Annotated in this window: 18 protein-coding genes and 4 tRNA genes; 8 read left to right on the top strand and 14 right to left on the bottom strand. The window is 33.1% G+C overall.

Features of this window, described 5'->3' with window-relative positions; all coding sequences use genetic code 11:
- Window position 1: 1 nt before the first annotated feature.
- The gene (locus DFQ07_RS01400; protein WP_133534497.1) at window positions 2-1,330 is read left to right on the top strand and encodes an exonuclease/endonuclease/phosphatase family protein; all 1,329 of its coding nucleotides are present in this window, start codon (window positions 2-4) and stop codon (window positions 1,328-1,330) included.
- Window positions 1,331-1,349: 19 nt separating this feature from the next.
- Entirely contained in the window at window positions 1,350-12,113 is a 10,764-nt protein-coding gene (locus DFQ07_RS01395; protein ID WP_133534496.1) for a LysM peptidoglycan-binding domain-containing protein, read from the top strand.
- Window positions 12,114-12,633: 520 nt separating this feature from the next.
- Here DFQ07_RS01395 and DFQ07_RS01390 read toward each other — a convergent pair.
- The 10 genes from DFQ07_RS01390 to DFQ07_RS01360 all read right to left on the bottom strand — a co-directional run bounded on the left by DFQ07_RS01390 (window position 12,634) and on the right by DFQ07_RS01360 (window position 20,138).
- Complete coding sequence (locus DFQ07_RS01390) at window positions 12,634-12,909, bottom strand: hypothetical protein (protein ID WP_133534495.1); 276 nt, start codon at window positions 12,907-12,909, stop codon at window positions 12,634-12,636.
- A 436-nt stretch (window positions 12,910-13,345) separates the two neighbouring features.
- Window positions 13,346-13,498 (bottom strand): hypothetical protein, encoded by a 153-nt coding sequence (locus DFQ07_RS15470; protein ID WP_166627698.1) that lies wholly within the window; start codon window positions 13,496-13,498, stop codon window positions 13,346-13,348.
- A gap of 46 nt (window positions 13,499-13,544) precedes the next feature.
- The gene (locus tag DFQ07_RS15465; protein ID WP_166627697.1) at window positions 13,545-13,697 is read right to left on the bottom strand and encodes a hypothetical protein; all 153 of its coding nucleotides are present in this window, start codon (window positions 13,695-13,697) and stop codon (window positions 13,545-13,547) included.
- Window positions 13,698-14,450: 753 nt separating this feature from the next.
- Complete coding sequence (locus tag DFQ07_RS15460) at window positions 14,451-14,618, bottom strand: hypothetical protein (protein ID WP_166627696.1); 168 nt, start codon at window positions 14,616-14,618, stop codon at window positions 14,451-14,453.
- Between the two features lie 204 nt (window positions 14,619-14,822).
- Window positions 14,823-17,042, bottom strand: a complete 2,220-nt coding sequence (locus DFQ07_RS01385; RefSeq protein WP_133534494.1) for a nitric-oxide reductase large subunit — start codon at window positions 17,040-17,042, stop codon at window positions 14,823-14,825.
- Window positions 17,043-17,056: 14 nt separating this feature from the next.
- Window positions 17,057-17,776: an iron-sulfur cluster repair di-iron protein gene (ric, locus tag DFQ07_RS01380; RefSeq protein WP_133534493.1), complete on the bottom strand. Its 720-nt coding sequence runs from the start codon at window positions 17,774-17,776 to the stop codon at window positions 17,057-17,059.
- 66 nt (window positions 17,777-17,842) lie between these two features.
- Window positions 17,843-18,283, bottom strand: coding sequence for an RrF2 family transcriptional regulator (locus tag DFQ07_RS01375; RefSeq protein ID WP_133534492.1), 441 nt, complete (start codon window positions 18,281-18,283; stop codon window positions 17,843-17,845).
- Between the two features lie 115 nt (window positions 18,284-18,398).
- Window positions 18,399-18,824 (bottom strand): DUF2147 domain-containing protein, encoded by a 426-nt coding sequence (locus tag DFQ07_RS01370; protein WP_133534491.1) that lies wholly within the window; start codon window positions 18,822-18,824, stop codon window positions 18,399-18,401.
- 44 nt (window positions 18,825-18,868) lie between these two features.
- The gene (locus DFQ07_RS01365; protein ID WP_133534490.1) at window positions 18,869-19,396 is read right to left on the bottom strand and encodes a KdsC family phosphatase; all 528 of its coding nucleotides are present in this window, start codon (window positions 19,394-19,396) and stop codon (window positions 18,869-18,871) included.
- Window positions 19,380-20,138, bottom strand: a complete 759-nt coding sequence (locus DFQ07_RS01360; RefSeq protein ID WP_133534489.1) for a Rossmann-like and DUF2520 domain-containing protein — start codon at window positions 20,136-20,138, stop codon at window positions 19,380-19,382. The genes DFQ07_RS01365 and DFQ07_RS01360 overlap by 17 nt, the downstream gene beginning before the upstream one ends.
- A gap of 151 nt (window positions 20,139-20,289) precedes the next feature.
- Between DFQ07_RS01360 and DFQ07_RS01355 the strand changes: the two genes are divergently transcribed.
- The 4 genes from DFQ07_RS01355 (at window position 20,290) to DFQ07_RS01340 (ending at window position 23,088) form a co-directional block, all read left to right on the top strand.
- Window positions 20,290-21,699, top strand: coding sequence for an MATE family efflux transporter (locus DFQ07_RS01355; RefSeq protein ID WP_133534488.1), 1,410 nt, complete (start codon window positions 20,290-20,292; stop codon window positions 21,697-21,699).
- A 311-nt stretch (window positions 21,700-22,010) separates the two neighbouring features.
- The gene (locus DFQ07_RS01350; protein WP_133534487.1) at window positions 22,011-22,241 is read left to right on the top strand and encodes a hypothetical protein; all 231 of its coding nucleotides are present in this window, start codon (window positions 22,011-22,013) and stop codon (window positions 22,239-22,241) included.
- Window positions 22,241-22,957, top strand: coding sequence for a bacillithiol biosynthesis deacetylase BshB1 (bshB1, locus tag DFQ07_RS01345; protein ID WP_133534486.1), 717 nt, complete (start codon window positions 22,241-22,243; stop codon window positions 22,955-22,957). Before DFQ07_RS01350 ends, bshB1 begins: the two co-directional genes overlap by 1 nt.
- A 55-nt stretch (window positions 22,958-23,012) precedes the next feature.
- Window positions 23,013-23,088: transfer RNA gene (locus DFQ07_RS01340), tRNA-His, on the top strand.
- 84 nt (window positions 23,089-23,172) lie between these two features.
- On the opposite strand, the gene DFQ07_RS01335 is transcribed toward DFQ07_RS01340, so the two are convergent.
- Complete coding sequence (locus tag DFQ07_RS01335) at window positions 23,173-24,105, bottom strand: lysophospholipid acyltransferase family protein (protein WP_262708947.1); 933 nt, start codon at window positions 24,103-24,105, stop codon at window positions 23,173-23,175.
- Between the two features lie 66 nt (window positions 24,106-24,171).
- On the opposite strand from DFQ07_RS01335, the gene DFQ07_RS01330 reads away from it, so the two are divergent.
- Complete coding sequence (locus DFQ07_RS01330; RefSeq protein ID WP_133534484.1) at window positions 24,172-24,819, top strand: rhomboid family intramembrane serine protease; 648 nt, start codon at window positions 24,172-24,174, stop codon at window positions 24,817-24,819.
- 33 nt (window positions 24,820-24,852) lie between these two features.
- On the opposite strand, the gene DFQ07_RS01325 is transcribed toward DFQ07_RS01330, so the two are convergent.
- The 3 genes from DFQ07_RS01325 to DFQ07_RS01315 all read right to left on the bottom strand — a co-directional run bounded on the left by DFQ07_RS01325 (window position 24,853) and on the right by DFQ07_RS01315 (window position 25,155).
- A tRNA-Gly gene (locus DFQ07_RS01325) sits at window positions 24,853-24,925 on the bottom strand.
- Window positions 24,926-24,967: 42 nt separating this feature from the next.
- Window positions 24,968-25,040 (bottom strand) — tRNA-Gly (locus DFQ07_RS01320).
- A gap of 42 nt (window positions 25,041-25,082) precedes the next feature.
- Window positions 25,083-25,155: transfer RNA gene (locus DFQ07_RS01315), tRNA-Gly, on the bottom strand.
- A 512-nt stretch (window positions 25,156-25,667) separates the two neighbouring features.
- On the opposite strand from DFQ07_RS01315, the gene DFQ07_RS01310 reads away from it, so the two are divergent.
- Window positions 25,668-25,862, top strand: coding sequence for a cold-shock protein (locus DFQ07_RS01310; RefSeq protein ID WP_133534483.1), 195 nt, complete (start codon window positions 25,668-25,670; stop codon window positions 25,860-25,862).
- The last annotated feature ends 172 nt before the right edge of the window (window positions 25,863-26,034 follow it).

Raw genomic sequence — 26,034 nt, 5'->3', positions numbered from 1 at the left:
CATGGCGAGAATACTCTATTGGAATATACAGCAGTTTGGTATTAATAAGATTAATCAAATAGGTAAAAAAAGAGACCTTAATGGTAATCGTTTGCAAACCCCAGAATCAGGATACAGACGGGATGTAATCAGAACAACATTAACCCAAAATACTCCTGATATCTTTGTTGTGGTAGAAACAAGTACAGGAGGTGGAGCTCCAGGAACTTTGATAAGCGCAGGAGGATCTACAGGATCCCGTTACCTTTTGGGGCTTATACGTAATTGGCTGGGAGCTAATTGGATGTTAATACCTCCTGTTAGGCTGGGTTTGAATGGAGTTACTGAAGGAATATCGGTATATTATAACAGTGCAAACCTTGATTTTACTGGGCCTTGGGGCTGGCAAGGAGGAGGCAATGCTTCTGATTCTGTTGCTAATATAGGCGCTATGAATCTTGTAAACTATGCACACCCTTGGAATACTATTCTCCCTTTAGGCAATGTAAATGCAAATTCTAATATTAATGCTAATCGTGCTTTTAGACAACTTGCAGGACAATGGCAGTTTAGAGGCCCAGGAGTAGGCGTGGCACCAGGACCCGTATTGGGATTTCCTAATAACTTTAATAGAACTCCCTACCTCACGACTTTTTGGGATAATGCGAATAATCGAACCATTAAACTGATGTCTTTTCATGCTTCGCCAAAAAAAAATCAGGCGGCTAATGGAACAAATCAATTATCTAATATTCAAGAAATGACTGTAAACCTTGCTGCTAATGAAGTAGGGGTTATTGTAGGAGATTTTAATGTAGATATTTTCAATACATATTTTGAACCTATAGCATATAATAATTTAACAGGAGCTGCTGGATATACTCGAGCCATAAATCCAACAGCTAACCAGTGGCCTGATAAAGGATATGTATGTACTATGTTACGATCTCACAATAATGCAAGACCTTGGGATACTAATGGATATTCTGGGTACGAATATGTGATTCAAGATTCTTTTTCTAGTGTAGATAATATACTAACAAGATATGGTGCTAATGCAGGAGGGCCTGCAGCTAATATAACCATTGCTAATAGGGTTACAGGAACTCCTTATAATAGAATTGTAAATCCACCAGGTAATGCTCCTGAAGGATATTATGTTTATGAAACAGGAATGGATCAGAACATAGCCAATCTTCCTGTTGCATTGCCTTTACCTCCTTTTGGGCCTAATGGTGTTGGAGGATACAACCCAGGAGATATTGGAGCTTTAAGTAGATTTAAAGGATGGGCTAACTATCGGAGAATACGAAGCACCAGTGATCATATGGCATTAATTATTGATATATAACAGCACACAATTTTGTATTATGAGTCTTTCTAACCTTACAACCACTTTTAGAGAACAGGCAGACACCAATAATGGTAATATCACTATTAATGCAGTCACTTTTACAGATTCTCAATTAATACCTCCTGAAGGTCTGGATGAATTGTTAACTAAGGGGTATCAATTACCTGATGGAAAATCTTTATTAATTAATACATCGGGTACCACAATTCCAGAGCCAGTAGGAAATACCTTAACAATACAAAATGCTACGGCTGCAATACTTAATGTAGATAGAACAAATACAGAAGTTACTCTAACTATTACTGTTAATGAAAGTAATGATGTTCAATTTACAATATTGATTGATTTAAACGACTGGAAGTTTGAAACTAGTTGGAAATATATGACAGGTGGTGTATTTGATAATATTCCGTATAGCTCTCCAGCTTTTATTTTTAGTACAGAAGATATAGTTAAATTTTCATGGCAAAATCAAACTGTACCTTTGATAATAGGACAAAATTTTGCTTCTCTCATTACACTAACCAAATGGTTAAAACCTGTAGTAGATTTTCTTACGTCTTGGTCGTCAAGTACTCGGTTAGCATTAGTAGGAAGTTTAGATCCTTCTGTTGTTAATAACGAAGAAATTATTTACCCAGAGATGAATCTTTATGTAGCTATAGATGCTACTGTAATTTCTTTAGGTTTTTTAGAGGTGAGTAATCCTGGAGTAGGATTTCAAATTAAAACAATAGAAGAGCTTGTAAGTCAAGATTCAGATATAGATGATATTAGTAGTATTACTGAAGAAGAAACCGAAAAAACACAGACTCCAGTTTTATATTTTCAACTCACATTACACTTAGGAGATGATATTTCTATGGATTTCAGTGCAGGGATAATTACAGAATCTTCTGCTTTTGATATTAATGTAACATCAGACCCTAATAAACCAGTAACACCCTTAAATTTATTTTCTTTAATGGCAGGGAACAATTGGTTTACAATTGTGCCTCCAACATTACAACAGTTTTTAAATAGTATAGCTTTTAAAGGATTTAGTACTTCACTTGATTTTACAGATGGTTTAAGCATTAATAGTGTATCAACATTGGTCGGGTCTAACGGGGCTTGGAATCTTTTTGATAATTTTACTATTCAAGAATTTGATGTAAATTGGTTAGTTACAGGACCAGGAACAATCAATGCTCAAAGTATCTTTTTCTCATCAAGAGTAAATTTTTTTCCAACCATATTCAAAGGAGGTTTTGATGTAGAAATTACTTCTGATCTTACTTTATCAGCAGCTTTTGATGGAACCGTTTCAATCAATGATTTATTAGCAGCGATAACAGGTGGTTTTATAAAAATACCAGAAAGTTTGGTAAGTGTAGTATTTACAGGATTTGGTATTGATATGGATATCAATAGTAAATACTATGCATTTTTTGCATCTGGAGATATTGAAATGAACCTTATTACAAATATATCATTAACTGATGCAGCATTACAACTTACCTCTACTTCTCCAGTAAGCGGAACAGGCTCGAATGTATATACAGCTGCTATTAGTGGTCTTTTCTCTATTGGAGATCTAAGATTGCAATCAGCAGTAAACTATAATTCTTCAACAGAAGATGGAGGGTGGGATTTAAGCATAAACATGCCTGTGGGTGATAAGTTAAACTTAGGGCAATTGATGGATGGGTTGTTTAAAAAAGTAGGCTTTGAGTTACCTACTAGTTTTTTACCAGCAGATTTGTCAATTACTAGTTTTGATTTAACCGCAGATATTCCAAATGGAACAGAAAAAGGTTCTTATGCAGTTAAAACCAGTATAGAGTGGAAGTTTACTTTTCCTATAATTAATCAGCGAATAGATATTACAGCAGCTTTAGCTTTAAAATATGATGCCACAAAAGCAGAAGGAAAGCAATATTCAGGCGGTGTAATGGGAAGTATTTTACTTGAATACTTTAATGCAGAAGTTAAGATTGGTTATAATTTTGATGGTGATGATCAATTATTAATGATTGAATGGGAAGGATTTGTAGCTAAATATAATGTTGCGGGAGAAAGCAGAACTATCATTTTTGAGATTAAAAACTGGAGTGTAGGGTCATTACTTACCTCATTTATGAAGATGTTGTTCGATCCTAATTTTGAATTAGATGCTCCATGGGATATCCTCAATAAAATAAGTTTAGACGGATTTAAGGTTACTTATAATTTAGATACTAAAGAGGTTGTAGTAGATTATAAATTACCTAAAAGTATTGATTTAATATTTATTACAATTAATGGAATCAAACTTACCAAAAATGCACAAGGTGTTCAGATTGCATTCGATGGTAGTTCGGTAGTACCTTCTGTTAACGACAGTAGTGTTTTTAATAAAGAAAAAGGACAAGATGTAAGAAACATGCCAGAAGTTCCAGGACAAGGAACTCAATACTTTGAGCTACGTTTATTAGCCATGGGGCAACATGTTGAGTTAAATAATGCCTCTCAATACCAATCAATAAAAGAAGTGACTGACGCTATGGAGAAAGCATTTGATACTCCAGAAAAAGGTAAAGTGCCTATTGGTCCGGGCTCAGGAAATTCCTTACTTTCTTTTAACGAAAATTCAAATTGGTTAATAGGTACCGATTTTGGAATCCTTAACGTTGGTACCAAAGAAAAACCAGTATGGACATTAGAAATGCAAGCTGTATTCAACGACCCTAATTTATACGGTTTACGAATTGCAATGGCAGGTGACAAAGCCAAAATTTTTGCTGGCTTAGATTTTGAGATTATGTATAAAAAAATCTCAGACGGAGTAGGAGTATATCAAATAGCGCTTACACTACCAAACGCCTTGAGATATTTGCAGTTCGGAGCGGTTAATATTACACTTCCTTCTATTGCCTTAGCCATTTATACCAATGGTGATTTTATGGTAGATATAGGATTTCCGTATAAACTTGATTTTTCTAGATCCTTCACTATACAAGCCATTGTACCGCCAGGTATTCCAGCGATGGGGTCAGGAGGTTTTTATTTTGGAAAATTAAGTAGCGTTACTACTAAAAAGGTACCACAAACTAATTATGGTGATTTTAATCCAGTAATTGTTTTTGGAATTGGTTTACAGGTAGGAGTTGGTTACAGTATTAATTATGGTGTATTAAGTGCCGGATTTAGTGTTACAATTTTTGGTATTCTTGAAGGAGTAATTGCCACTTATCATCCATATCAAGGAGTACTTCAAGAAAACAATAAGACCGAAGTAGAAACCTCTTATTATTATTGGTTACAAGGGACTTTGGGGTTAATAGGTAAGCTTTATGGTTCTCTAGATTTTGGAATTATTTCGGCTTCTGTAAATATTACCGTAAAAGTATATGCGCAAGCAACCTTAGAAGCCTATAACAAAATGCCTTTGGCAATTGTAGCGTCAGTAGATGTACAAGTCTCTGCAAAAATAAATCTAGGATTATTTTCAATTAAAATTAACTTTAGTTTCAAAGCGGAAATACGAACCGATCTTACCATTGGTACAGATCAAACAAGCATGGCACCTTGGAACAGGCAACTTTTAGATTCTATGGATGGTGAATCTTTGGTATATACTGCAAAAACAAGTCGATTAGTAGTACTTCCTACCAAAACAATGCATTATAATTCTAAATTAGTAGTAGCAAGTACAGAAGAGAAATCACCTACACTTAATATTTATCTAATTCCACATTTAACTGTAGCTGGAGCTGAGAATGGAGAATTAAAAGATCAGGTAGCTCAGTATGTTACCACACTTTGGATTGATGCTCCTGATGCTGAAAATTCTGAAAGTGGAGTTATTTCGTCGTTTGAGTATTTAAGTCAAGATTTTTTTAGGTGGTTAATACAAAATTATGCTGACGAAACTGGTACAGAAAGTACAAGAGTTACGGCAGATGGATTAGCAGTATCAGAAGCTGATTTACAGATGTTACTTGCTTTACTGTCAAATGAAGAAACACCATTGCCTATTCCTATAGATAAATTATTATCATTCCTTGAAGATACTTTTGAGGCTGTTAATATTCAAAATGTGACCGAAAGCTCAAAACCAGAAACAGCAGCTGTATTTCCAATGCTCTTCGATTTGGAATTATCAGTTCCAGATGCAGGAGTTGATGTTAATTTCAGTACTTATAATATGGCAACAGATGAGTATCTTTCTGAAGTTAAAAAGTGGTTTAATGAACTAGCGGTAAAAGTATCTGAAGAAAGCAATAATACTGCTCTGAAAAAAAGTGCATCAGTTGAACATTCTTTATCAACATTTGTCTTTGAAGACTATTTTGTACTTATAGGAAAACAACTTATAGGATATGCAGAAGATGCATTAAAAAATTATACATACTCATTATCTAAAGGTAATAGTTTAAGTGCCATGGCAAACTGGGCTAATAGTATAAGTACTTCTGATGGAACAACCAATGCTGTTGAGGTAAGTGACCTTTCTAAGGCAAACCAATCTCATCCTTTAAATGGGGAAATTGGTATCCAAATTACAGGAGTAATGTATACTATTCTCGATGGAGACAATTTTGTTTCTATTGGTGCTAAATATGCATTAGAAACAGCATTATTTATTACACAAAATGCAGCTATTCCAGGGTTATTACAGGTTCAAGAAATTACGTATAACTCTAAAACCTATACAGTAAAAGCTACAGATACTATTAATGAGGTAGCTACTGGGCTACAGACTACAGTTGTCGATTTAGCGAATGATTCAAGTTTTCAGAAAAATACACTTTTAACTACTGAAGCATGCTTAATTATAGCTGCAGCAAATTATACAGCAAAAAGCGAAGAAACCTTTACTTACATAGCTAGTACTGTTTATAATAACATTTCTGTTTCTGATTTATTATTACAAAATCAATCTGTTCCAGAGTTATTTATAGCGGGTAATTCATTTGTTTATGATGGCATTACTTATGAAATTGTACCAGGAGATACTCTTACAGGGATTGCAAAAAAACTAAGTACTCCTGACAATACAGTAACAGTAAATGATCTTGCTAATGATATCGAAGTTCAATCATTACAGGTGCAACCTTTGGGGGTATTGTTAATTCAGCCTTTTATTCATACAACTATTACTTTTAGTAGTCCTGAAGATGCAGAAACCTTAGGTAAAATAGCTCAAAAATATAGTACAACTTCTGAAACTTTAGGAACCAATTATAATAATCAACAGTTAAATAATTTATTCTATGATTCAGATAATTACAGTACAGCAAACATTCCTGAATTAAGATGTTTAGATGTACAAAGTATATTAGATTATTTTAAAGCAAATCAATCATATACACAGTTATCAGGTATGGTGTCTCGATACCAACTTCATGGAATGAGATTACCAACTACTTTACCTGGATTAACACTTAATTCAAATTCTTCTTGTACGGGTGATGATTGTGCTTTGTATAGATTGACAGGACAGCAATTTAAAATTCCGAACGATGTAAAAGAAGGGTTTACTATCAATTTAATCAACACTACATTAGATTGGTTACAATTCAATGGAGAGGTTCCTTCAGGAGATCCTAAAAAAGCCGTATTACCAATAAAATTAACAGCAGAAGATATATCACAAATTTCTACAGTGATTAATTATGCTCAGACAACAGGAATAGAACCAGATATTTTAAAACTGGCAGCTATGACACCTTATAATTTAGCTCCAGTTCAATATACTTTTCAAACCGTTACGCAATGGAGTACCTCAGGAGTAGTAAATCTTCCTTATGGTAGTTTAGGAAATCAAACAGAAATTTCTCCTTTAATTTGGAATTTCCCATCAAGTCTTTTACAGCAAATAGCGTTACCTAAAAAGGCTGGATCTGCAATGGATATTCAAATAGGAACGTATAATGCCGCAAAAGGAGTTATGGATTATAAAAATTCTGATTATTATGGTTGGTCTACGCTCTTAGAAATAGATATTAAAAAACAGGCAGATGATACTGCTCCAGGAACAAGTGCATTTACGTACGAATTAATTGGGGCGAATGAATCTGGTACACAAATTTTGGAGAGATTATTAAGAGTTTTAGATTCAAATTCTTCTAATAATAATCAAGGAGTAATAGAAGATATACAGTGGTTGTATGAAGGAAGTGATGGATTACTTTCTGTTGGAAACCTAAATATGAAAACATTTATTGTTCAATCTAATTTATCAACAGAAACAAACCCTGCACAACCTACTGCCTTTTATTTAGGGAAAGAAGCGGAAGCTATAAAACCTAACGGAGTTTTAAACACATTATACGATTTTGTAAAATTATTATGGGAGTGTAGTATTACGAGGTCTGGAGGATATTATTTATTATACAACGAAATTGAAGGAAATACTGGTTTCCCTGATACTATTTTTGACAGTTCAGGAAATGGGACAATTTCATTACTGGTTACTTATAGTAATTCATACAATAATATTCTTAAAGATTTTATGAATTGTGCTGTAACGGGAGATAAAATCGATACGTCATCTTCTATTGTTTATGCAGAGTCTAAAGCTCAAAAAGATTTAAGCTATACAACGACTTCAGCAAATGAAACGTTACAAAGCATTTCATTTCAATATAATATATTAATTAGTGAGCTCGCTAACCTTAATGAAACGGATGTAAAACTTAATACATCAGCAAAGCCAATTGTTTTGAACGGATTGCAATATGAGGTTGGTCTTTCAACTGATACACCGTCTAATAATTTAACTGCCATTGCAGAATATTTTAATGTGAATCCAGATGATGTTAAGAACCTTAATCCAAATATTGACAATTGGGATAGTTTACCTGTGTGGCAATTGGTAGAAATACCTACAGTTACTTATCAGATAACGACAGGAGAAGGTACTCCAGGTAATACGATGCAAAGTATAGCCAATTACTACTTTATTGATGTTGATACATTATCTTTTATAATTAAAGATGCAGCTGTTTTTGATGTCAATACAACATTTGCTATAGTTGATCAGGTAGTTCATAAAGTATCATCAATACAGCAAGGTACAGCAGGGTTTGAGTTAACTCGAACAGATCCTGGAACTCCGCCAGATAACCCAAATGATTCTGGTTATGCCGAAATCTATTTGAATAATTTATACAATCTGTTAAACTATCAAATAGTAGCCAATAGGTATTTTAACAAAAGTATTGTAGGTTTACCTTCTGGTCCGGAGAGTACTGATGATCAAAACGAAGAGAACAGTGATTCGCCTTGGAATTATAATCAAGTAATTCCTATTGCAGAATATGCGGTAGACAATCCTAATAATTCTTATCCTGCAGGATTTCCTCAAAAAGAAGATAACCCATATAGAGGTATCGGAAACACATTACAAATACATTTTGATTGGGTTGATTATTATGGTAATGAGACAGTAACACCATTTAGCGACCCAGAACTAAATACAAAATCGCCTCTTAACAATCCACCAGTTCAAGTAGGGTATCTTGATGAATTAAAAGGGTTCTCGCAATGGCCAAGTTTGTTTATCACTTATGATGTAACCTTAGAAAATGATACAGACCGAGAGCTGTTATTAAATTTCTCTTTTGATATTACACGATATCAAAATACAGATGGTAAACCTTGCGTATCAGATCCTAATGATCCAGATGCTCCAGAGTACCAAAAAAATGCATTACACGACTTAGCTGTATATACTAATATTTATTATCAAATAAATCAATACAACCCTTATAAAGAAGGTCAAAACACGGTTGCACTTACATTAAGTACTTCGTTACTTCCAGAGATTGAAACTGATGTAGATTTAGAGCCAATTAATGATTTTGTAAAAGAAATTTACTCTTATTTATATACTATTGCTTACTGTCAAACGGTACCTACAGCTCCAACAATGAGTTCAATAAAACAACCAGTAGCAATAGAAAACTTGGAAACAGCTTCTATTTTTGAACTAACAGTTGTGCTGCATATGGAACGAGATTTATCTTTTGTTAATAACGACTTTAAAGATAGTCCATCGGTTACTTCAACAAGTACTTTTGTTCAGCCTAATACTTATGTTCCAACTATTGGGCAAGAAAATAGTGCTGGTGAGAAAACTCAAAATTATTCATTAACTGAATTTGCTATCAATTTTGAAAAAACGTTCTATCAAGAAAATGAATATATACTTAAAATTGCTACAGGTATAAATGAAGAGTTGGTTGGAAGTCAAAAAGATGAATCTATTTATATTGTAAGAATGGGATTAAAGCCGGGTAATGGTATTTACTGGAGTGTTGAACCTTCAGGGTCTTATGAACTTACAAGCGATTCTATTTCTAAATTAACAGCAGTAGGAGTTCCTGTTTCTGTAACGGATAAACTTACACCGTTAATCGGAACTATATATTTGAGTAAAACCAGTTTTGATGAAGCATTACAAGGGGTTTTAACCAATGAAGAGTTTACCACATATCAGATACAGATTTATACTTATAGCCTATTAAATGCGTCTTTTTATGCACCGTTACCAATTTCTACTAGTTTAACATCTAAAAAAGATGTACCGATATGTTCTTACGTTACAGGTAAAGGGCTAGATTGTGAGAAAGGTTCTGTAAAGAATTTTACAGGTATTGATATGGATATTTGGGGAAAACAATGCTTAGATGCAATAGATCTTTTCTTAAGTTCAGAATATGCAGTACCAGGATTTTTGGTAGACCAATTAAAGTCTGAAGAAGAAAAAGCATTTTTACAAGAACAAGAAATTGATGCTACATCTTACCTTGAGGCTATTACTAATGCTAAATCATTACTGGCAGAAGCCATTTCAACCAAGGTAGTCCCAATTCTTACAGCACCTGAGGTAAGTGAGACAGAAGTTTTAAGTGCTCAGGAAAAGTTTAAACAACAATTACTCATGCAATTAGGAAACACCTATTCTATTAATGCTGTGGTACAGATGCAAGTGACTGCTCAATCTGGAATAGCAAGAGAAGGTAAAGATCAGATTGCTCCTCGTTTGTATGGTACTCCGAGTATTGTTAACAACCCAGAAGGAGAGAGCAAACTGTATTCGATTTCGAATGCTAAAATACAGTTGGATTATGAAGGAGGAGAAGAAACATCAGATATGTCTTTTATCTTCTCAACTAAAAATAGTAAAGAATTTACTACTGTTTCTCTTGATATGGATTATCAAATTACTCATATTGAATTTGATATTACTGATGTTCCTGATGTAAAAGGATATCAAGCGTCAAAATGGTTAACATTTATAGTTCCTATTAATTTAGCAGAGACCGCTGAACCTGATTTTGACAATTCTCCGTTACAGCAATCTCTGGGTACTGTAGATATTCCTATTGTACTTCGTAACTATCCTAAACCACCAACCTTAACTACACAAGAAGGTACAGCGGTATCGGTAACAGGTGATACAACCAAAGAGAAACTTGAAAAAGCTTCTGAATGGAATTTTATGTACACTTACTCTGAAGATCAGGCTGCACAAGATCAGATTTATTCTGATATTAGATTTAATACTTTTGATAGTCAAAACAATAAAGCTTCACGTTATAGTAGTTCTCGAGATCTATTTAACGATATGGCTCAAATGGTAAGTGTATGGACGCCAGTGCTAAATGATATGACCAAATATTTAACACTTATCTCACCTGCATCTGATGAGACTGATCCAAATCTTAATAATGCATTTTATGCCATGCAAACAATGGTGCAATTAACCCATAACTTGGCTTTGGCTTGGACAGAGCACAATAAAAATACAATGCTCTTACAATCGTCTCAAGAAACTATAAGTGCCTACGATTTTATCATACAGCAAAAAGAAGATCCATATTTTACGACTACTTGCGACTGTCAAGGCAATGAAGAGTGTAAGCGTTTGGTGGTAACTATAGTTCCTCCTCAAGATATGTCTGAAATAGATAAGAAATTATTTATAGATGAATTAGCTGTTCAACAGGCTGAGATTCCAGATATTCCCGTAATTAATATAAAAGATTACACAAGAGTACAAGCGACGGATGAATCTGGTACACCTATTGAAAATTCATATTGGTATGTAAAAGATCCTGAAGCCAATCCGAAGGAATATTTAGGATATCCTTGTTCTTTTGAAATTCCAAATAGAACGGTTGAGGTAAATGGATTAAATATATTACAATTTCAAAATACTTGGGCAGGAATTGCTGTCATTAGAAACGAAGGATTGGTAGAAGATAATCCTACAAATACTAAGTTTATTTACAGAACTCCTTTGGTAAAATTTTCGAATAAATTAATACCACTATTGAGTAATAATACAGAAATTAATATCGCTAAAATAATAGATGAAAACGGAAGCACAGTATCCTTATCAGAGCACTTGGCAACGTTCTTTAAAACATTTTTTACTTATGATGAGTTGCAAGAGCAAACAATTAAAATAACTGGAGCATGGAATTACTATTTACAAGATAAAACGAAAAGTGATTTACCATCAATTCAATTACCGATATTGTTATATACTCCTTTTTCTTTTATGATTCCTGAAGATTATACAATACCAGAAGGTGGATGTTCTCGAGAAATTACAACTAGTACGCCTTTTGTATGTCAACTAGCAGAAGCGTTAGAAAAATGGTACGAAGAGAATAAGCCTATGACAACAGATGCCTATTTTTCATTTGATTTATCTGTATTCTCAGCGGTAACCGAAACTCAGTTGCCACTAATACAATTATCAAAGTTGGTATTACCATATAAATACATAAAGAATCTATAAGAACGGTATTTTAGAGGAATATGATAAAAAAGAAAAGCGGACTTAGTCCGCTTTTGAAGTTTAACAAAATTCTTGTTTGCAATCATTATAACAAGCGCTAAACTCTTCTTTAGTTGGAAAGTTCTGTGCTCTACAAAGGTTTAAACATATAGAGCAATATTGTATAGCTCCACCTTGCACAAGTTTTTGGCTTTCTTTAGTTAGTATTGATCCTAAATTTGAGATTTTTTTTAACATAATAGGTTGTTTTTTAATTTCTTAAAAATAGAATCTAGATATGGTTTAAGCTTTTGAAAAACCATAAAATAAGTAAGGGTTTCCCTTAAATTTATTAAGATAGCCTGTTTTATTGTTAAAAACTTCTCGCTATGTTAAGAGTTTATATTTACCTAAAAAGATGTTGTACTGTAAATAAAAGCGAACCGAAGTTCGCTTTCTAAAATCTAACAAAGGTTTTGTTTACAATCAAATAAGAAAGCATTAAACCCTCCTAAAAGTGGGGGACTATTGTGTAATTGTATTAAGAAGATCTATAAGCGCGTCGCTTTTCTAACCAAGAACTCACACTTCCTAATTCACGAGCTTGGTAAAAATTAGGTTCTTTTAAAATACAATCGTTAGAAGCGTTAGTATCTATTTTGATAAATCGATATAAAATCAGTTTTATAAGGGATTCCCTTACTGTTTCATAGGTAGCTCCATTATTTTTATTACTACTAATAACGTCTTGAATAAAGTTTTCTATTCTGCTAAACTTAGTGTCTGATAATAAGGTTTTAAAAACAATCTCTTCCATAATTCATATTTTATATATCAGCAAAATTATCTGATAATAAGTTGATTAAAAAGGTGATATATGAAGAAATAAATGTGGATTTCCGTAGGTTTAGTATGTCATTGTTAAGGAGTGTTAACGATTGAAATAAATTGCTTCCTAACTACCGTCATTGCGAGGAGTGAAGGACGAAGCAATCTTTTTCTCGATTACTGTCATTTCGAAGAAGCGATTTTATGAGCGACTGAGAAATCTTAATGTTATGAGTAACTAAGATTCACAAGATTACGTCACTTCACTACGTTCTGTTCGTAATGACGTTGTTGATTGTTGATTTCCGTCATTGCGAGGAGGGTAGGACAAAGCAATCTTTTTTCTTGGTGACCGTCATTTCGAAGAAGTGATTTTATGAGCGACTGAGAAATCTTAATGTTATGAGTAACTAAGGTTCATGAGATTACGTCACTTCACTGCGTTTCGTTCGTAATGACGTTGTTGTTTGTTGATTTTCGTCATTGCGAGGAGGGTAGGACGAAGCAATCTTTTCTTGATTATCGTCATTTCGACCAGTAGGAGAAATCTTAAGATAGTATAAGTTACTCTGATTCATGAGATTTCTCGTTATCACTCGAAATGACCGTTTTAGATTCATGAGATTATGTTACTCCACTTCGTTTCGTTCGTAATGACGTTGTTGTTTGTTGATTTTCGTCATTGCGAGGAGGGTAGGACGAAGCAATCTTTTCTTGATTATCGTCATTTCGACCAGCGGAAGAAATCTTAAGATAGTATAAGTTACTCTGATTCATGAGATTTCTCGTTATCAATCGAAATGACCGTTTTAGATTCATGAGATTACGTCACTTCACTGCGTTTCGTTCGTAATGACGTTGTTGTTTGTTGATTTTCGTCATTTCGAAGGAGTATGCGACTGAGAAATCTTAAGATTCAGTGGAGCTAAATCTTAAGATAGTATAAGTTACTCTGATTTATGAGATTTCTCGTTATCACTCGAAATGACAGTTATTTTATTTTTGAGATTACGTCACTTCACTGCGTTCTGTTCGTAATGACGTTGCTGTTTGTTGATTTCCGTCTTTGCGAGGAGGTATGACGAAGCAATCTTTTCTTGATTATCGTCATTTCGACCAGCGGGAGAAATCTTAAGATTGTATAAGTTACTCTGATTTATGAGATTTCTCGTTATCACTCGAAATGACAGTTATTTTATTTTTAAGATTATATCACTCCATTGCGTTTTGTTCGTAATGACGTTGTTTTTGTTAGTTTTCGTCATTGCGAGGAGGGTAGGACGAAGCAATCTGCTTTTCTATTAAGCTCATCAAGAGCGAAAAAATCTTGAGAAATGGAATTACTTATTTTTAAAGAGATTTATATTCGTAGAACTAAACATTTTTCTCTCTCTCTCTCTCTCTCTGATTAAAAGTTATGCTTAAAACTAAAAAAACTCCATAAAGTAGGAGTTTGACGGTTTTCTTGTTTCAAAGAAAGTATGTAAATAAAAAAGAAAAAAGCGAACAAAAGTTCGCTTAAAAAGATTTTTAACAATAAATGCTAAATGGATCAACTAAACAGCAATGATTGTGTTCTTCTGCTGACATTTCAGGACCACATTTTGAATCTTCTTGTTCGCGATAAGTACCACCCTTAATATTTTTTTGCTCGTTTTTGTTTAGGGTGAAACCTAAACTTGAAATGTTCTTTAACATAATTTGAATTTTTAATTTCTCAAACTTAAAGTATTGAGATATTAAATGGTTGAATAAAACCGTAAAAAAATAAGGGAAAACCATAAAATATTTTCTATTTTGTTGCGACTAAGGCGTGTTTTTGAAAAGGTACTTTAAGTTTTTGATGTAAAAAGCCTGTATAGATAGCATTCCATACAGGCTTTTTAGTAAAATAAATAGGGGTTACGATTTTTGTTTTATTGCTTTGATGGTAGTTTTTACCACAAACCAACAGAAACACACAATACCCAAAGAGAATACAATATCTCCAATCATTCGCATCCATTTAAGTGTTTGTACGGTCGGATTGTATAGCAATTCTGGGTCTCTGGCAAAAGAGTACCCTTTGGTAATTGAAGTATATGCTTGAATTACACCTACTGGTAACAAACTTAATACGACCATTAATATCAATCCTCCATTTAAAAACCAAAATGCATTTTTTACTAATTTTTCATTCCAAGGAATGTTCGAATACAGGCGTAAACAGATTAAGATAAAGCCCATACCTAACATACCATATACTCCAAACAAGGCAGTATGGGCATGTACCGCAGTGGTGTTTAATCCTTGGATGTAGTATAGAGCAATAGGAGGATTGATTAAGAATCCGAATACACCAGCTCCTACCATATTCCAAAAAGCAACCGCAATAAAGAAAAATATCGGCCATTTATAACGTTGAATCCAGACGTTCTTTTTTAATAGGTTCCAGTTTTCCCTGATTTCAAAGCCCATTAAGGTTAGTGGTACAACTTCTAAAGCACTAAAGGTAGCTCCCAAGGCAATAGCTTGTACTGGAGTTCCTGAATAATACAAGTGATGTAAAGTACCAATGATACCACCAGCTAGGAAAATTGTTGCGGAAGCAATAGCGGTTTTTCCTGCTGTTTTGGTTGAAATAATTTTCATTCGAGAGAAAATATAGGCGATAATTACTGTAGCAAATACCTCAAAGAACCCTTCTACCCATAGGTGTACGAGCCACCATCTCCAATAATTAATTACGGGTAATGAGCTGTTTTCTCCATACATTAATCCAGAGAAAAAGAACATACCAATAGCAACCACGGCTATTAATAAGATGGAAAGTAAATGTTTAGAATCGTCTTTTTTATGGATACCATATAATACGTGTCGTCCTACCATGACAACCCATAAAATTAAACCGATGCCCAAGAATATTTGCCAAAATCTACCTAAATCCATGTACTCGTACCCTTGGTGACCAAAGAAGAAATTAGTGGTTAAGTCTAAAAACTGATGTACCCCTAGCCATTCTCCTAACATAGAGCCTAAGACAATAATTAACAAGGCGATAAACAAGAAGTTGATTCCGAAAACTTGATATTTCATTTCTTTACCACTAATAATTGGCGCTAAGAATAATCCTGTTGCTAACCATGTAGCGGCAATCCAAAAAACGGCAAGCTGCGTGTGCCATGTTCTAGAGATTGAATACGGAAGATATTCAGATAAATTAAAACCAAAGAAAGCTTGACCTTCTACTGTATAGTGTACAGTAATAATTCCTAAAACTACTTGTAATACTATCAATAAAGAAATGACTAAGAAGTATTTTAGTACGGCTTTTTGCGATCTAAATAGTTTTAAATCAAGTAATGGGTCTTTACCAGGATTGGTAACGGCTTCCCCTTTTTCATGATTTCTAATATAATAATAGGTCAATATTCCTATAAATAACAGTAATAGAATTATTGAGAACCCTGACCAAATTTGAGAATCGGGAGTGATTGTATTATTAATTAACGGTTCGTGAGGCCAGTTAGATGTATAGGTATATTCTTGACCAGGTCTTTCTGTACTGGCAGCCCAAGAAGTCCAGAATAAAAAGGCATTAAGTTTAGCTAGTTTCTCAGTATCGGTTAATGCACCTTCTGGAATGGCATATTTTTCATGACCTTTTGAAAAAATGTTAGCATAGTATGCAGAGTTTGATTCAATGGCTTCTTTTCGTTCTTTTGAAATCGTTATTGATTGGTCTTTTTCATTAAAAGTGTTGGTTCTAATATCTTTTACCAAACGAGCTTTTAAGGCAGCTTTGTTTTCTTCATCTAAAGCATCATAGTTAGTATTAAAATCTTTTTTAGCCCAATAGTTTAATAAATAAACGGCTTCTTTGTGAATCCAATCTGCAGTCCAATCAGGAGCAACATAACTTCCGTGTCCCCAGATAGAGCCGACTTCCATTCCTCCAATAGACTCCCATACGTTCTGTCCATCTTGAATATCTTTTTTAGTGTAAATAGTTTCGTTACTTCCCTTAACTTTTACTGTTTCAGGAATAGGGGGTTGGGTTTGATAAATTTCTGTACCTACCCATATTAATGCAATAAATGATAATACCACTACTGCAATAAATCCAGTCCAAATTTTTCTCATTGATTAATGATTATTTAATTTAATTGATTTTCTACGTTGATTGCTTTTTTAAATAGAATGTTGTTTTCTAAATGAATGTGTTTGTGCAAATCTTCTTCAAACTCCTGTAGCATAGCTAATGCAACTTTGTATGTGTTACATGCGTCTTCAGGCGGAGTATAATTATTGGTAAGTTTTGAAATTGTTCTAAATCTACTACCCTCATTATCATGTTCGGTATGCATCATATTAATAGGATTCTCTACCGTACCGAATGGAGGAGGAGGAAGGGGAATATTTGTGTTACTCGCTTCAACTAATTTTTTTATAAAAGGGAATAAAATGAGTTCCTCTTTTTTCATATGTGTGGTAAGTTCCCCTGCACTTTCTTTAAAAAGCTGTAAAACTTCGTGTAACTCAGGATGGTTGTCACCATGTACTTTAGCTATTTTAGTTAGGTATTCTAGAATCTCAGGAATTTGTTTTTCAACATATGTGTGATGATTTTGGTAAATGTAATCGCATAAAAAATCTAAGGACCAGTTTTGATAATCGATATTTGACTTAGATCCTCTGTCGATACGAATAAGTTTATTTATCAAGGTATCTGGAACAATATTTTTTTTTGTAGCAACTTCTTGAATTGTTCTGTTCCCGTTGCAACAAAAATCGATACCATATAGTTTAAAAATTGTAGCTGTTTTATAGTTGTTTGCAACTATATCTGCTACTATTGAGTTGTTATTTATTTCCATTTTGTTTCAGTTTATATTCTATAAAAAATAAAAAGACCTTTTTGTCTTTTATTATTGTAAATTTTTTTATTCACGTTTTAACCAGAAAGTATTTTTTTTATCATTGGTGTATAATACATCGTAAAGCGTGTTTTCTTCTAACATTTTTCTTAAGTTATCTCTAATCTCTACGAATTTAAAGTGAAGAGGGCAGGGAGAGCTATCGTCACATTGTTTTAATCCTAATCCACATCCTGTATAAATACTATCGCCATCTAATACACGAACTACGTCGCTTAAACGAATTTTTTTAAGGTTAGCTTTATTAATTACAAATCCGCCATACGGTCCTTTTATAGAATCGATAATATTATTCTTCGTTAAAATTTGTAATATTTTTCCCGTAAAAGCTTCTGGAGAATCAATTGCAGTAGCAATTGCTTTTACACCAACTTTATTATCTAAGCTAGATTGTTCTGCAACAAAAATAGTTGCTCTTAAACCGTATTCACAAGATTTTGAAAACATATACTTATTTATGGGACAAAGATATCAATTTCTTTTATAAAAGATATGTTTGTCTTTTATTTTTTTTAAAAAAAGCACCATTAAAAATGATGCTTTAAATTGCGTGTATTAAAGTTTAGTTTTTACGGTGCCAATAGGCTGTTCTACCAAAAGCAGCAAAACCTATATAACCTCTAATTTTTAGTTTGTCTTTGCCATCTAGTTTTATGTAGCACTTGTATTCTTTACCGTTTTTAGGATCCAAAATTTTTCCACCACTCCATTCATTACCATCCTTCGATAAACCAGTTAAAATATTCATACCTAAAATTGGGTTATTTTTACGTTTTCCGCTGCATTTATCACAAACTGCTTTTTGGCGTTTTTTATTAGTGATTTCCACAATTTTGGCGTAGGCTTTTCCGTCTTTTTCATATACTTCAATTACTGAGTCTACTTTGTTTGTTTCTTCGTCACGGTTTTCCCATTTACCAAAAATAGTTTGTGCGTTTATAGAAAAGCTAATAGCAGTAAGTACTAAAGTAAAAATTGTTTTTTTCATCATGTATAAATTTTTAGAGATATCTTTTTCAAAAATTATTCCAATTAATCGTATTGTGCATCAAAGTTGTTATCCCATTTTCCTTGCACACGTAAAACTTGTTCTATAATGTCGCGAGCGCAACCATTACCGCCAGTTTTATCAGAAACATACTTTGAGATTTGTTGTATTTCACGAGCAGCATCGTTAGGACAAGCAGGCATACCTACTAACTTCATAACTGGATAATCAGGAATGTCGTCTCCCATATATACCACATTCTCAGGGTTCAATTTGTATTTTTCAATCAACTCGTTGAATTGTTGAATTTTATCGTGAGCTCCCAAATAGATATCTGTAATCCCTAAGTCTTCTAAACGAGTACGAACTCCTTCATTTTTTCCTCCAGAGATTATACACACCTTAAAACCAGCTTTTACTGCAGTTTTTAAAGCATACCCATCTTTAATATTCATTTGGCGTACGAGTTGTCCGTCAGGAAAAACAGTTACAATTCCGTTAGTTAGTACACCATCTACATCAAAAATAAAGGTATCTATTTGAGGTAAGTATTCTTTATAGCTTTTTTCCATTCTGTTGGATTGATTTTGTAATAAGTTTATAAATTTCTTGCTGTTCAGCATTCAATAACGCTAAATGGTTTTGAATGGTTTTTTGATCATTTCTCTTGGCAGGCCCTGTTTGTGCTTCTTCAGGACTTAGTTTTGTTATTTTTTGAGCTGTTTCTTTAATCAAAGGCTGTAATACTTCAAAAGGAACTTGATGTTTGTTACAAATATCAGCACCAATTTTATACATATGGTTCGTAAAATTATTTACAAAAACAGCAGCGACATGCAATTGTTTTCGCTGTTCTGAATTGATATGATATATCTTTTTCCCGATAGATTTGGCTAGAGTTTCTAATAATTGTAAATCACTTTCGTTTTCAGCTTCTAAACAAAATGGAATTTCATCAAAATTCACTTTTTTATTTTTAGAAAAACTTTGTAAAAGATAGAAAACACCTTTACGTCCTTTGGTTTGAATCGATTGCATTTCTACACTTCCCGAAGTATGGACTATCAAGCTGTTTTGGTGATTAATTTTATTTGAAACACTTCCTATAGCATCATCAGAAACGGCAATAACATATACGTCAGCTTTTTTCAATAATTCAATACTATTTGTAATAGAAGTAACGTTTTTTAAATGCTCAATTTGCTCAATATTCCTAGCGCAAACTTGTACCAGTGATACATAGTTTGTTTTGCTAAAAGCATTGGCTAAATGTGTAGCTACATTACCGCCCCCTATAATGGCAATCTTAATCATAGCACGAAGATATTGAATTTAATTAAAATTATTTTTGCATATTTGTATCATTATGATTGTATAAGTCGCACACATAGCACCGTTGCTTGAGCAACAAGTAGTTACGCCTTAAGTTTTTCTTAAGGAGATTAATGTATTTAAAAAACTTATAATGACTAATAACAATCAAACTTCAAAACAAACTATATTTTCACTTTTTAAAGATGCTGTTTTAGGTAGGCAGCAAGATTTTACCACAGGAAGCATAAAAAAAGCAATATTCATGCTTTCAATTCCGATGATTTTAGAAATGTTAATGGAATCTATTTTTGCCCTGGTAGATATTATTTACGTTTCAAGAGTGAGCGTGAATGCGGTAGCTACAGTTGGATTAACCGAATCGGTATTAACTTTGGTATATGCAGTGGCTATCGGACTAAGTATGGCTGCAACCGCATTGGTGGCTCGAAGGACAGGAGAAAAAGATAGTGAAGGAGCAAATCAAACAGCTGTACAAGTTATCTTTTTAGGAATATTTATTTCAGTCCTTATTAGTATTGTCGGAATTTTATATCCTAAGGAAATTTTAGAGTTGATGGGTGGTGAACCTGATTTAATAGCTGAAGGATACGGTTATACACGTGTATTATTAGGAGGGAATATAACTGTGATGCTACTCTTTTTAATCAATGCTGTTTTTAGAGGAGCAGGAAATGCTTCTATAGCGATGTGGACTTTGATTTTGTCAAACGGATTGAATATTATTTTAGATCCAATATTCATTTTTGGATTAGGTCCAATACCTGCTTATGGGGTAGAAGGAGCGGCAATAGCAACCACTATTGGTAGAGGAACTGCTGTAATTACACAATTGTCAATACTATTTTTTGGAGCAGGGAAAATAAAACTAGTAGTAAAAGACTTAGTAATAAGAGTAGCTGTAATGGTAAACTTAATAAAAGTGTCGTTAGGCGGAATAGGACAATTTATTATTGGTACTTCTAGCTGGGTATTTTTAATGCGTATTATATCTGAGTTTGGTAGTGAAGTTTTAGCTGGCTATACAATAGCGATACGTATTATGATGTTTACCTTAATGCCTGCTTGGGGAATGAGTAATGCTGCAGCAACTTTAGTGGGTCAAAATTTAGGAGCACAACAACCAGAAAGAGCAGAAAAATCGGTTTGGATAACTAGTAAATATTGTGCCTTTTTTATGGGAGTTGTTTCGTTAATCTATATGTTCTTTGCTCCTACATTTTTAGGGTGGTTTTCTGAGAACACAATGGTAGTTGAAAACGGAGCTTTATGTTTACAAATTATAGCAGCAGGATACATAGCTTATGCTTACGGTATGGTAGTAATTCAATCGTTTAATGGTTCAGGAGATACCAAAACACCAACCTATATCAATTTTGTGTGTTTTTGGTTATTTCAGTTACCATTTGCGTATCTGATGGCAATAACCTTTGGTTTTGGTCCTGTTGGTGTATTTGCAGCGATAACTTTAGCTGAAGTTTTAATTGCGATTGTAGGAATTTGGCTTTTTAGAAAAGGAAAATGGAAAACAGTTCAAGTCTAGTTAGAGTTAATAAAATATTAGAAAAGGTAAAGGTTAAAGGTTTACCTTTATTTTATGTGAGAAAACTCGATTTATGGGATAAGGTTTCAATGTCCGTATATTCAATTTTGACTTTCATTATTGTTTTTTACCCAGATTTATTTTCATATAGCTCTGAGTTCTACTTATTTTATTCAACAGGGACTATTTTGTTCATTATAATGCTTAATTACTCCTCAATGAGAAAGCTCAATGTGTTTTTGTATTGGCTTTTTATTTCATTAATTCATTTATATTTATATTTTAAAATAAGGAACTTTTCATTTGTGCAAATGAAAAGAGGAATAGCCATATCACAAATGAGTATGACATGGTTTTATCTTTTATTATACCAGTTATTAAGAGTGTATAGCTTGTATTTTAATAGAAAAGAATTTGTAATGCCGTGCAAAGGGAGTAGGTATGATTTTTTTCAAGAAAGAAGAGTAACGAAAGATGAAATGTTGATGTTTGCTTTTCAAATGGTTGTTTTTGTAGTAATATCAATTTTAAAATTGAAATAATGAAACTAGATATATTAGCTTTTGGTGCGCATCCTGATGATGTTGAATTAGGATGTGCAGCCACCATAGCCAAAGAAATTTCTTTAGGGAAAAAAGTAGGAATAGTCGATTTAACTCGAGGTGAGTTAGGAACACGAGGTTCTGCAGAGTTACGAGATAAAGAAGCATCAATAGCAGCCGACATTTTAGGAGTTTCAGTACGAGAAAACTTAGGATTTGCAGATGGCTTTTTTAGGAATGATAAAGAACATCAGTTAGAAATTATCAAAATGATACGCAAGTATCAACCAGAAATAGTGTTGTGCAATGCTATTGATGATCGTCATATAGACCATCCTAAAGGAAGTCAATTAGTGTCTGATGCTTGTTTTTTAAGTGGGCTGTTAAAGATAGAAACAGAATTGGATGGAGTTCAACAAGAAAAATGGAGGCCGAAGCAAGTATATCATTACATTCAATGGAAAAATATAGAACCTGACTTTGTGGTAGATGTAACTGGTTTTATAGATAAAAAAGTAGCTTCAGTCATGGCGTACTCATCACAGTTTTATGATCCAAAAAGTGAGGAGCCAGAAACCCCGATTACAAGCAGAAACTTTACAGATAGTATAGAATACAGAGCAAGAGATCTAGGAAGATTGATTGGAGTTGATTTTGCAGAAGGTTTTAATTCAGAACGTTACGTTGCTGTTGAAAATTTAAGTAAATTAATTTAAAAAAAAATTTTGTCAAAATATGAAAAGCTTGTATATTTGCACCCGCAAGTTACATGGTGATTGTAGCTCAGTTGGTTAGAGCGCCGGATTGTGGTTCCGGAGGTCGCCGGTTCGAACCCGGTCTTTCACCCAAAACCTTCTCAATTTGAGAAGGTTTTTTTGTGTTTTAAATTTACCTTTTAAAATTAGGATTGAATAAAAAAAAGCTTCTCAGTTTATTGAGAAGCTTTTCTGTTTTCTAGCCATTGTTCGTATTTGTCTTTATGCTTAAAACGTTTATGTGTCCATAAATAAAACTCTGGTTGAGTTTTAATGTGGGCTTCAGTAATTTTTAAGTATTTATCAGTAATTTCAAAGTTTTCAAACTCTTTTGGAGTTTCAGTTATGAGTTCAAAATTAGCTTCATAATATCCTCTTTTTACTTTAGTAACATTCATATTAACAATAGCAAAATTGTATTTTTTAGCTAAAATTTCCATCCCGGTGTGTACAGGAACCCAGTTGTTTAAAAAAGTAGCCCAATACCTAGTTTTATGTACTTGGGGAGATTGGTCGCTTAGTAAAACATATAAACTTTGAATATTGTTTTTTACTCGTTCTTCTAGTTTTTTATTGAAAAGTCCAGTGGGTACACCATCGTAGCCAAATTTTGTTCTAGATGATTTGATGACTTTTTCAAAATAAGGATTTTGAATTCTTGTGTAGGCTCCATAACAGCTAAGATTAGCTTTAAGAGGAAGACCGAAAGACAGTTCCCAATTCGCTTGATGAGAACCCGATAAAATAATACTTCTACCTTGGGCAGCTAGATTGTTTATTACCTCTATATTCTTGTACACATATCTTTTCTCAATTTGCTTTTTTGATATGGTAAAAGATTTAATACTTTCAAAAATTAAATCGATAAAATGTTTGTAGAATTTTTTTGCAATGCTTTTTATTTCCTTGTCATTTTTGTCAGGAAAAGCCATTTTTAAATTTTGAATAACAACCTTTTTGCGATATCCTATAAAATTGAAAACAACAAGACGAAAAAAATCAGAAATTATATATAATAATCTCATGGGTAAAATTGATAATATCCATATTAGTGGATAGACAATAATAAATATGAGTAGTTTCATTAAGTTATATTTTGGGGCAAATATCGCATTAAATTATCAATCATTTACTTTATTAACTTTTGTTTATGTTTGTGGGTATATAAATAAATTATGAGTCAAATTATTATTGGATTAATTGTAGCTAATGTATTAGTATCTGCTAAAGGTTTTAGTAGTTCTCTTTTTTTTGATCGCTATAAATTTCAAATACAAAGAATTTTAGGAGGAGAAAAAGAACGAATGCTTACATCTGGTTTTTTACATGTAGATTGGTTGCATTTAGGGTTTAATATGTATGCATTGTATTTATTTGGAAAAGTGGTAGATTCTAGTTTTGGAACAATCAATTTTGTGTTAATATACTTTGCCAGTTTAATTGCTGGGAGTATGTATTCGTTGTATCAGCATAAAAGAGAATTGTATTATAGTGCTGTGGGAGCATCAGGTGCAGTTTCGGGAGTTATTTTCTCTTCAATAATGTTGTACCCAAGTATGGAGTTGATTATGTTGCCGATACCAATTCCAATTCCAGGGTATGTTTTTGGTATAGGGTATTTGTTGTATTCAATTTATGGAATGAAAAACCAAGTAGGTAATATCGGTCATTCAGCTCATTTAGGAGGTGCTATTGGTGGATATTTGATAACATTAGTGTTACGACCAAGTGTAATAACAAATCATACAATAATGGTTGGTATTATGGCGCTAATTATTCTGGGGTTATTTTTCTTTGGAGATAAATTAAAACTAAATAAATAAAAAAAACCGAAACTAATGTTTCGGTTTTTTTTGAGCGGGAGACCAGGTTCGAACTGGCGACATTCAGCTTGGAAGGCTGACGCTCTACCAACTGAGCTACTCCCGCGGTAAAGACTTTTGTAATTTCTTACAACTATGTAAAAATTTGAGCGGGAGACCAGGTTCGAACTGGCGACATTCAGCTTGGAAGGCTGACGCTCTACCAACTGAGCTACTCCCGCGGTAAAGACTTTTGTAATTTCTTACAACTATGTAAAAATTTGAGCGGGAGACCAGGTTCGAACTGGCGACATTCAGCTTGGAAGGCTGACGCTCTACCAACTGAGCTACTCCCGCAGTAAAGCGGTTGCAAATATAAGACTGTTTCTAATATCTGCAAATATTTTTTTGAAAAAAATAACAAAAACGATATCTTTAATAGGTAGCTTTCAGAAAGTGAATAACATAGGTTTATAAAGATTTTATAAGTTGCAAGGGTAGTTTTATAAATGTGAATGTAAAATATAATCTTGTATAGTAAAAAAGAGTATTAAAATTGGTTTTTATTATACGTGTAGCGTATGAAATTATGGTGTTTAAAATTAAAAAGAAGCTAATTTCCCAATAATCAATTAAAAAAGAGTATCTTTGTGTCGTTCAAGTAGAACATCTTAATTATTTCAAAGTAGTATATAGTAATTAGTTTTTTGAGTTTATTCTCTTCTTGTCTTTTTTTATCTCATTATTCCTTTATTTTTTAAGTGTTTATAAGCATGATAGCCTTTGTAATTATGTAATTACATTATAGGAGGTTATATAAAGGTTCTTCTTTTACAAAACATTACATAATAATTTAAAACTTAAGCAAGATGCAAGAAGGCACAGTAAAATTTTTTAACAACTCAAAAGGATTTGGGTTTATTACATCATCAGAATCAGGAGAAGATATTTTTGTACATAACTCAGGATTGATTGACGATGTTAGAGAGAATGACAAAGTACGTTACGATACCGAACAAGGTAAAAAAGGCTTAAACGCTTTTAATGTAGAGATTTTAGACTAAAGTTGTGGTTAGTTTATAACTAAACATAATTATACGAAAGAGACTATCTGAAAAGATAGTCTTTTTTTTATGTTCAATTTTTAAACGAATCATCTTTTAAAATAAAATCGAATTTAAACTCAAAACTCAAGAGTTATAAATAGAATATGGACTATATGTTGTGCTTTTAAAC

It is taken from the genome of Tenacibaculum caenipelagi (genome assembly GCF_004363005.1).
GTDB lineage: Bacteria > Bacteroidota > Bacteroidia > Flavobacteriales > Flavobacteriaceae > Polaribacter > Polaribacter caenipelagi.
The sequence above is the reverse complement of the archived record's forward strand: the minus strand, read 5'-3'. Positions and strand labels throughout refer to the sequence as shown.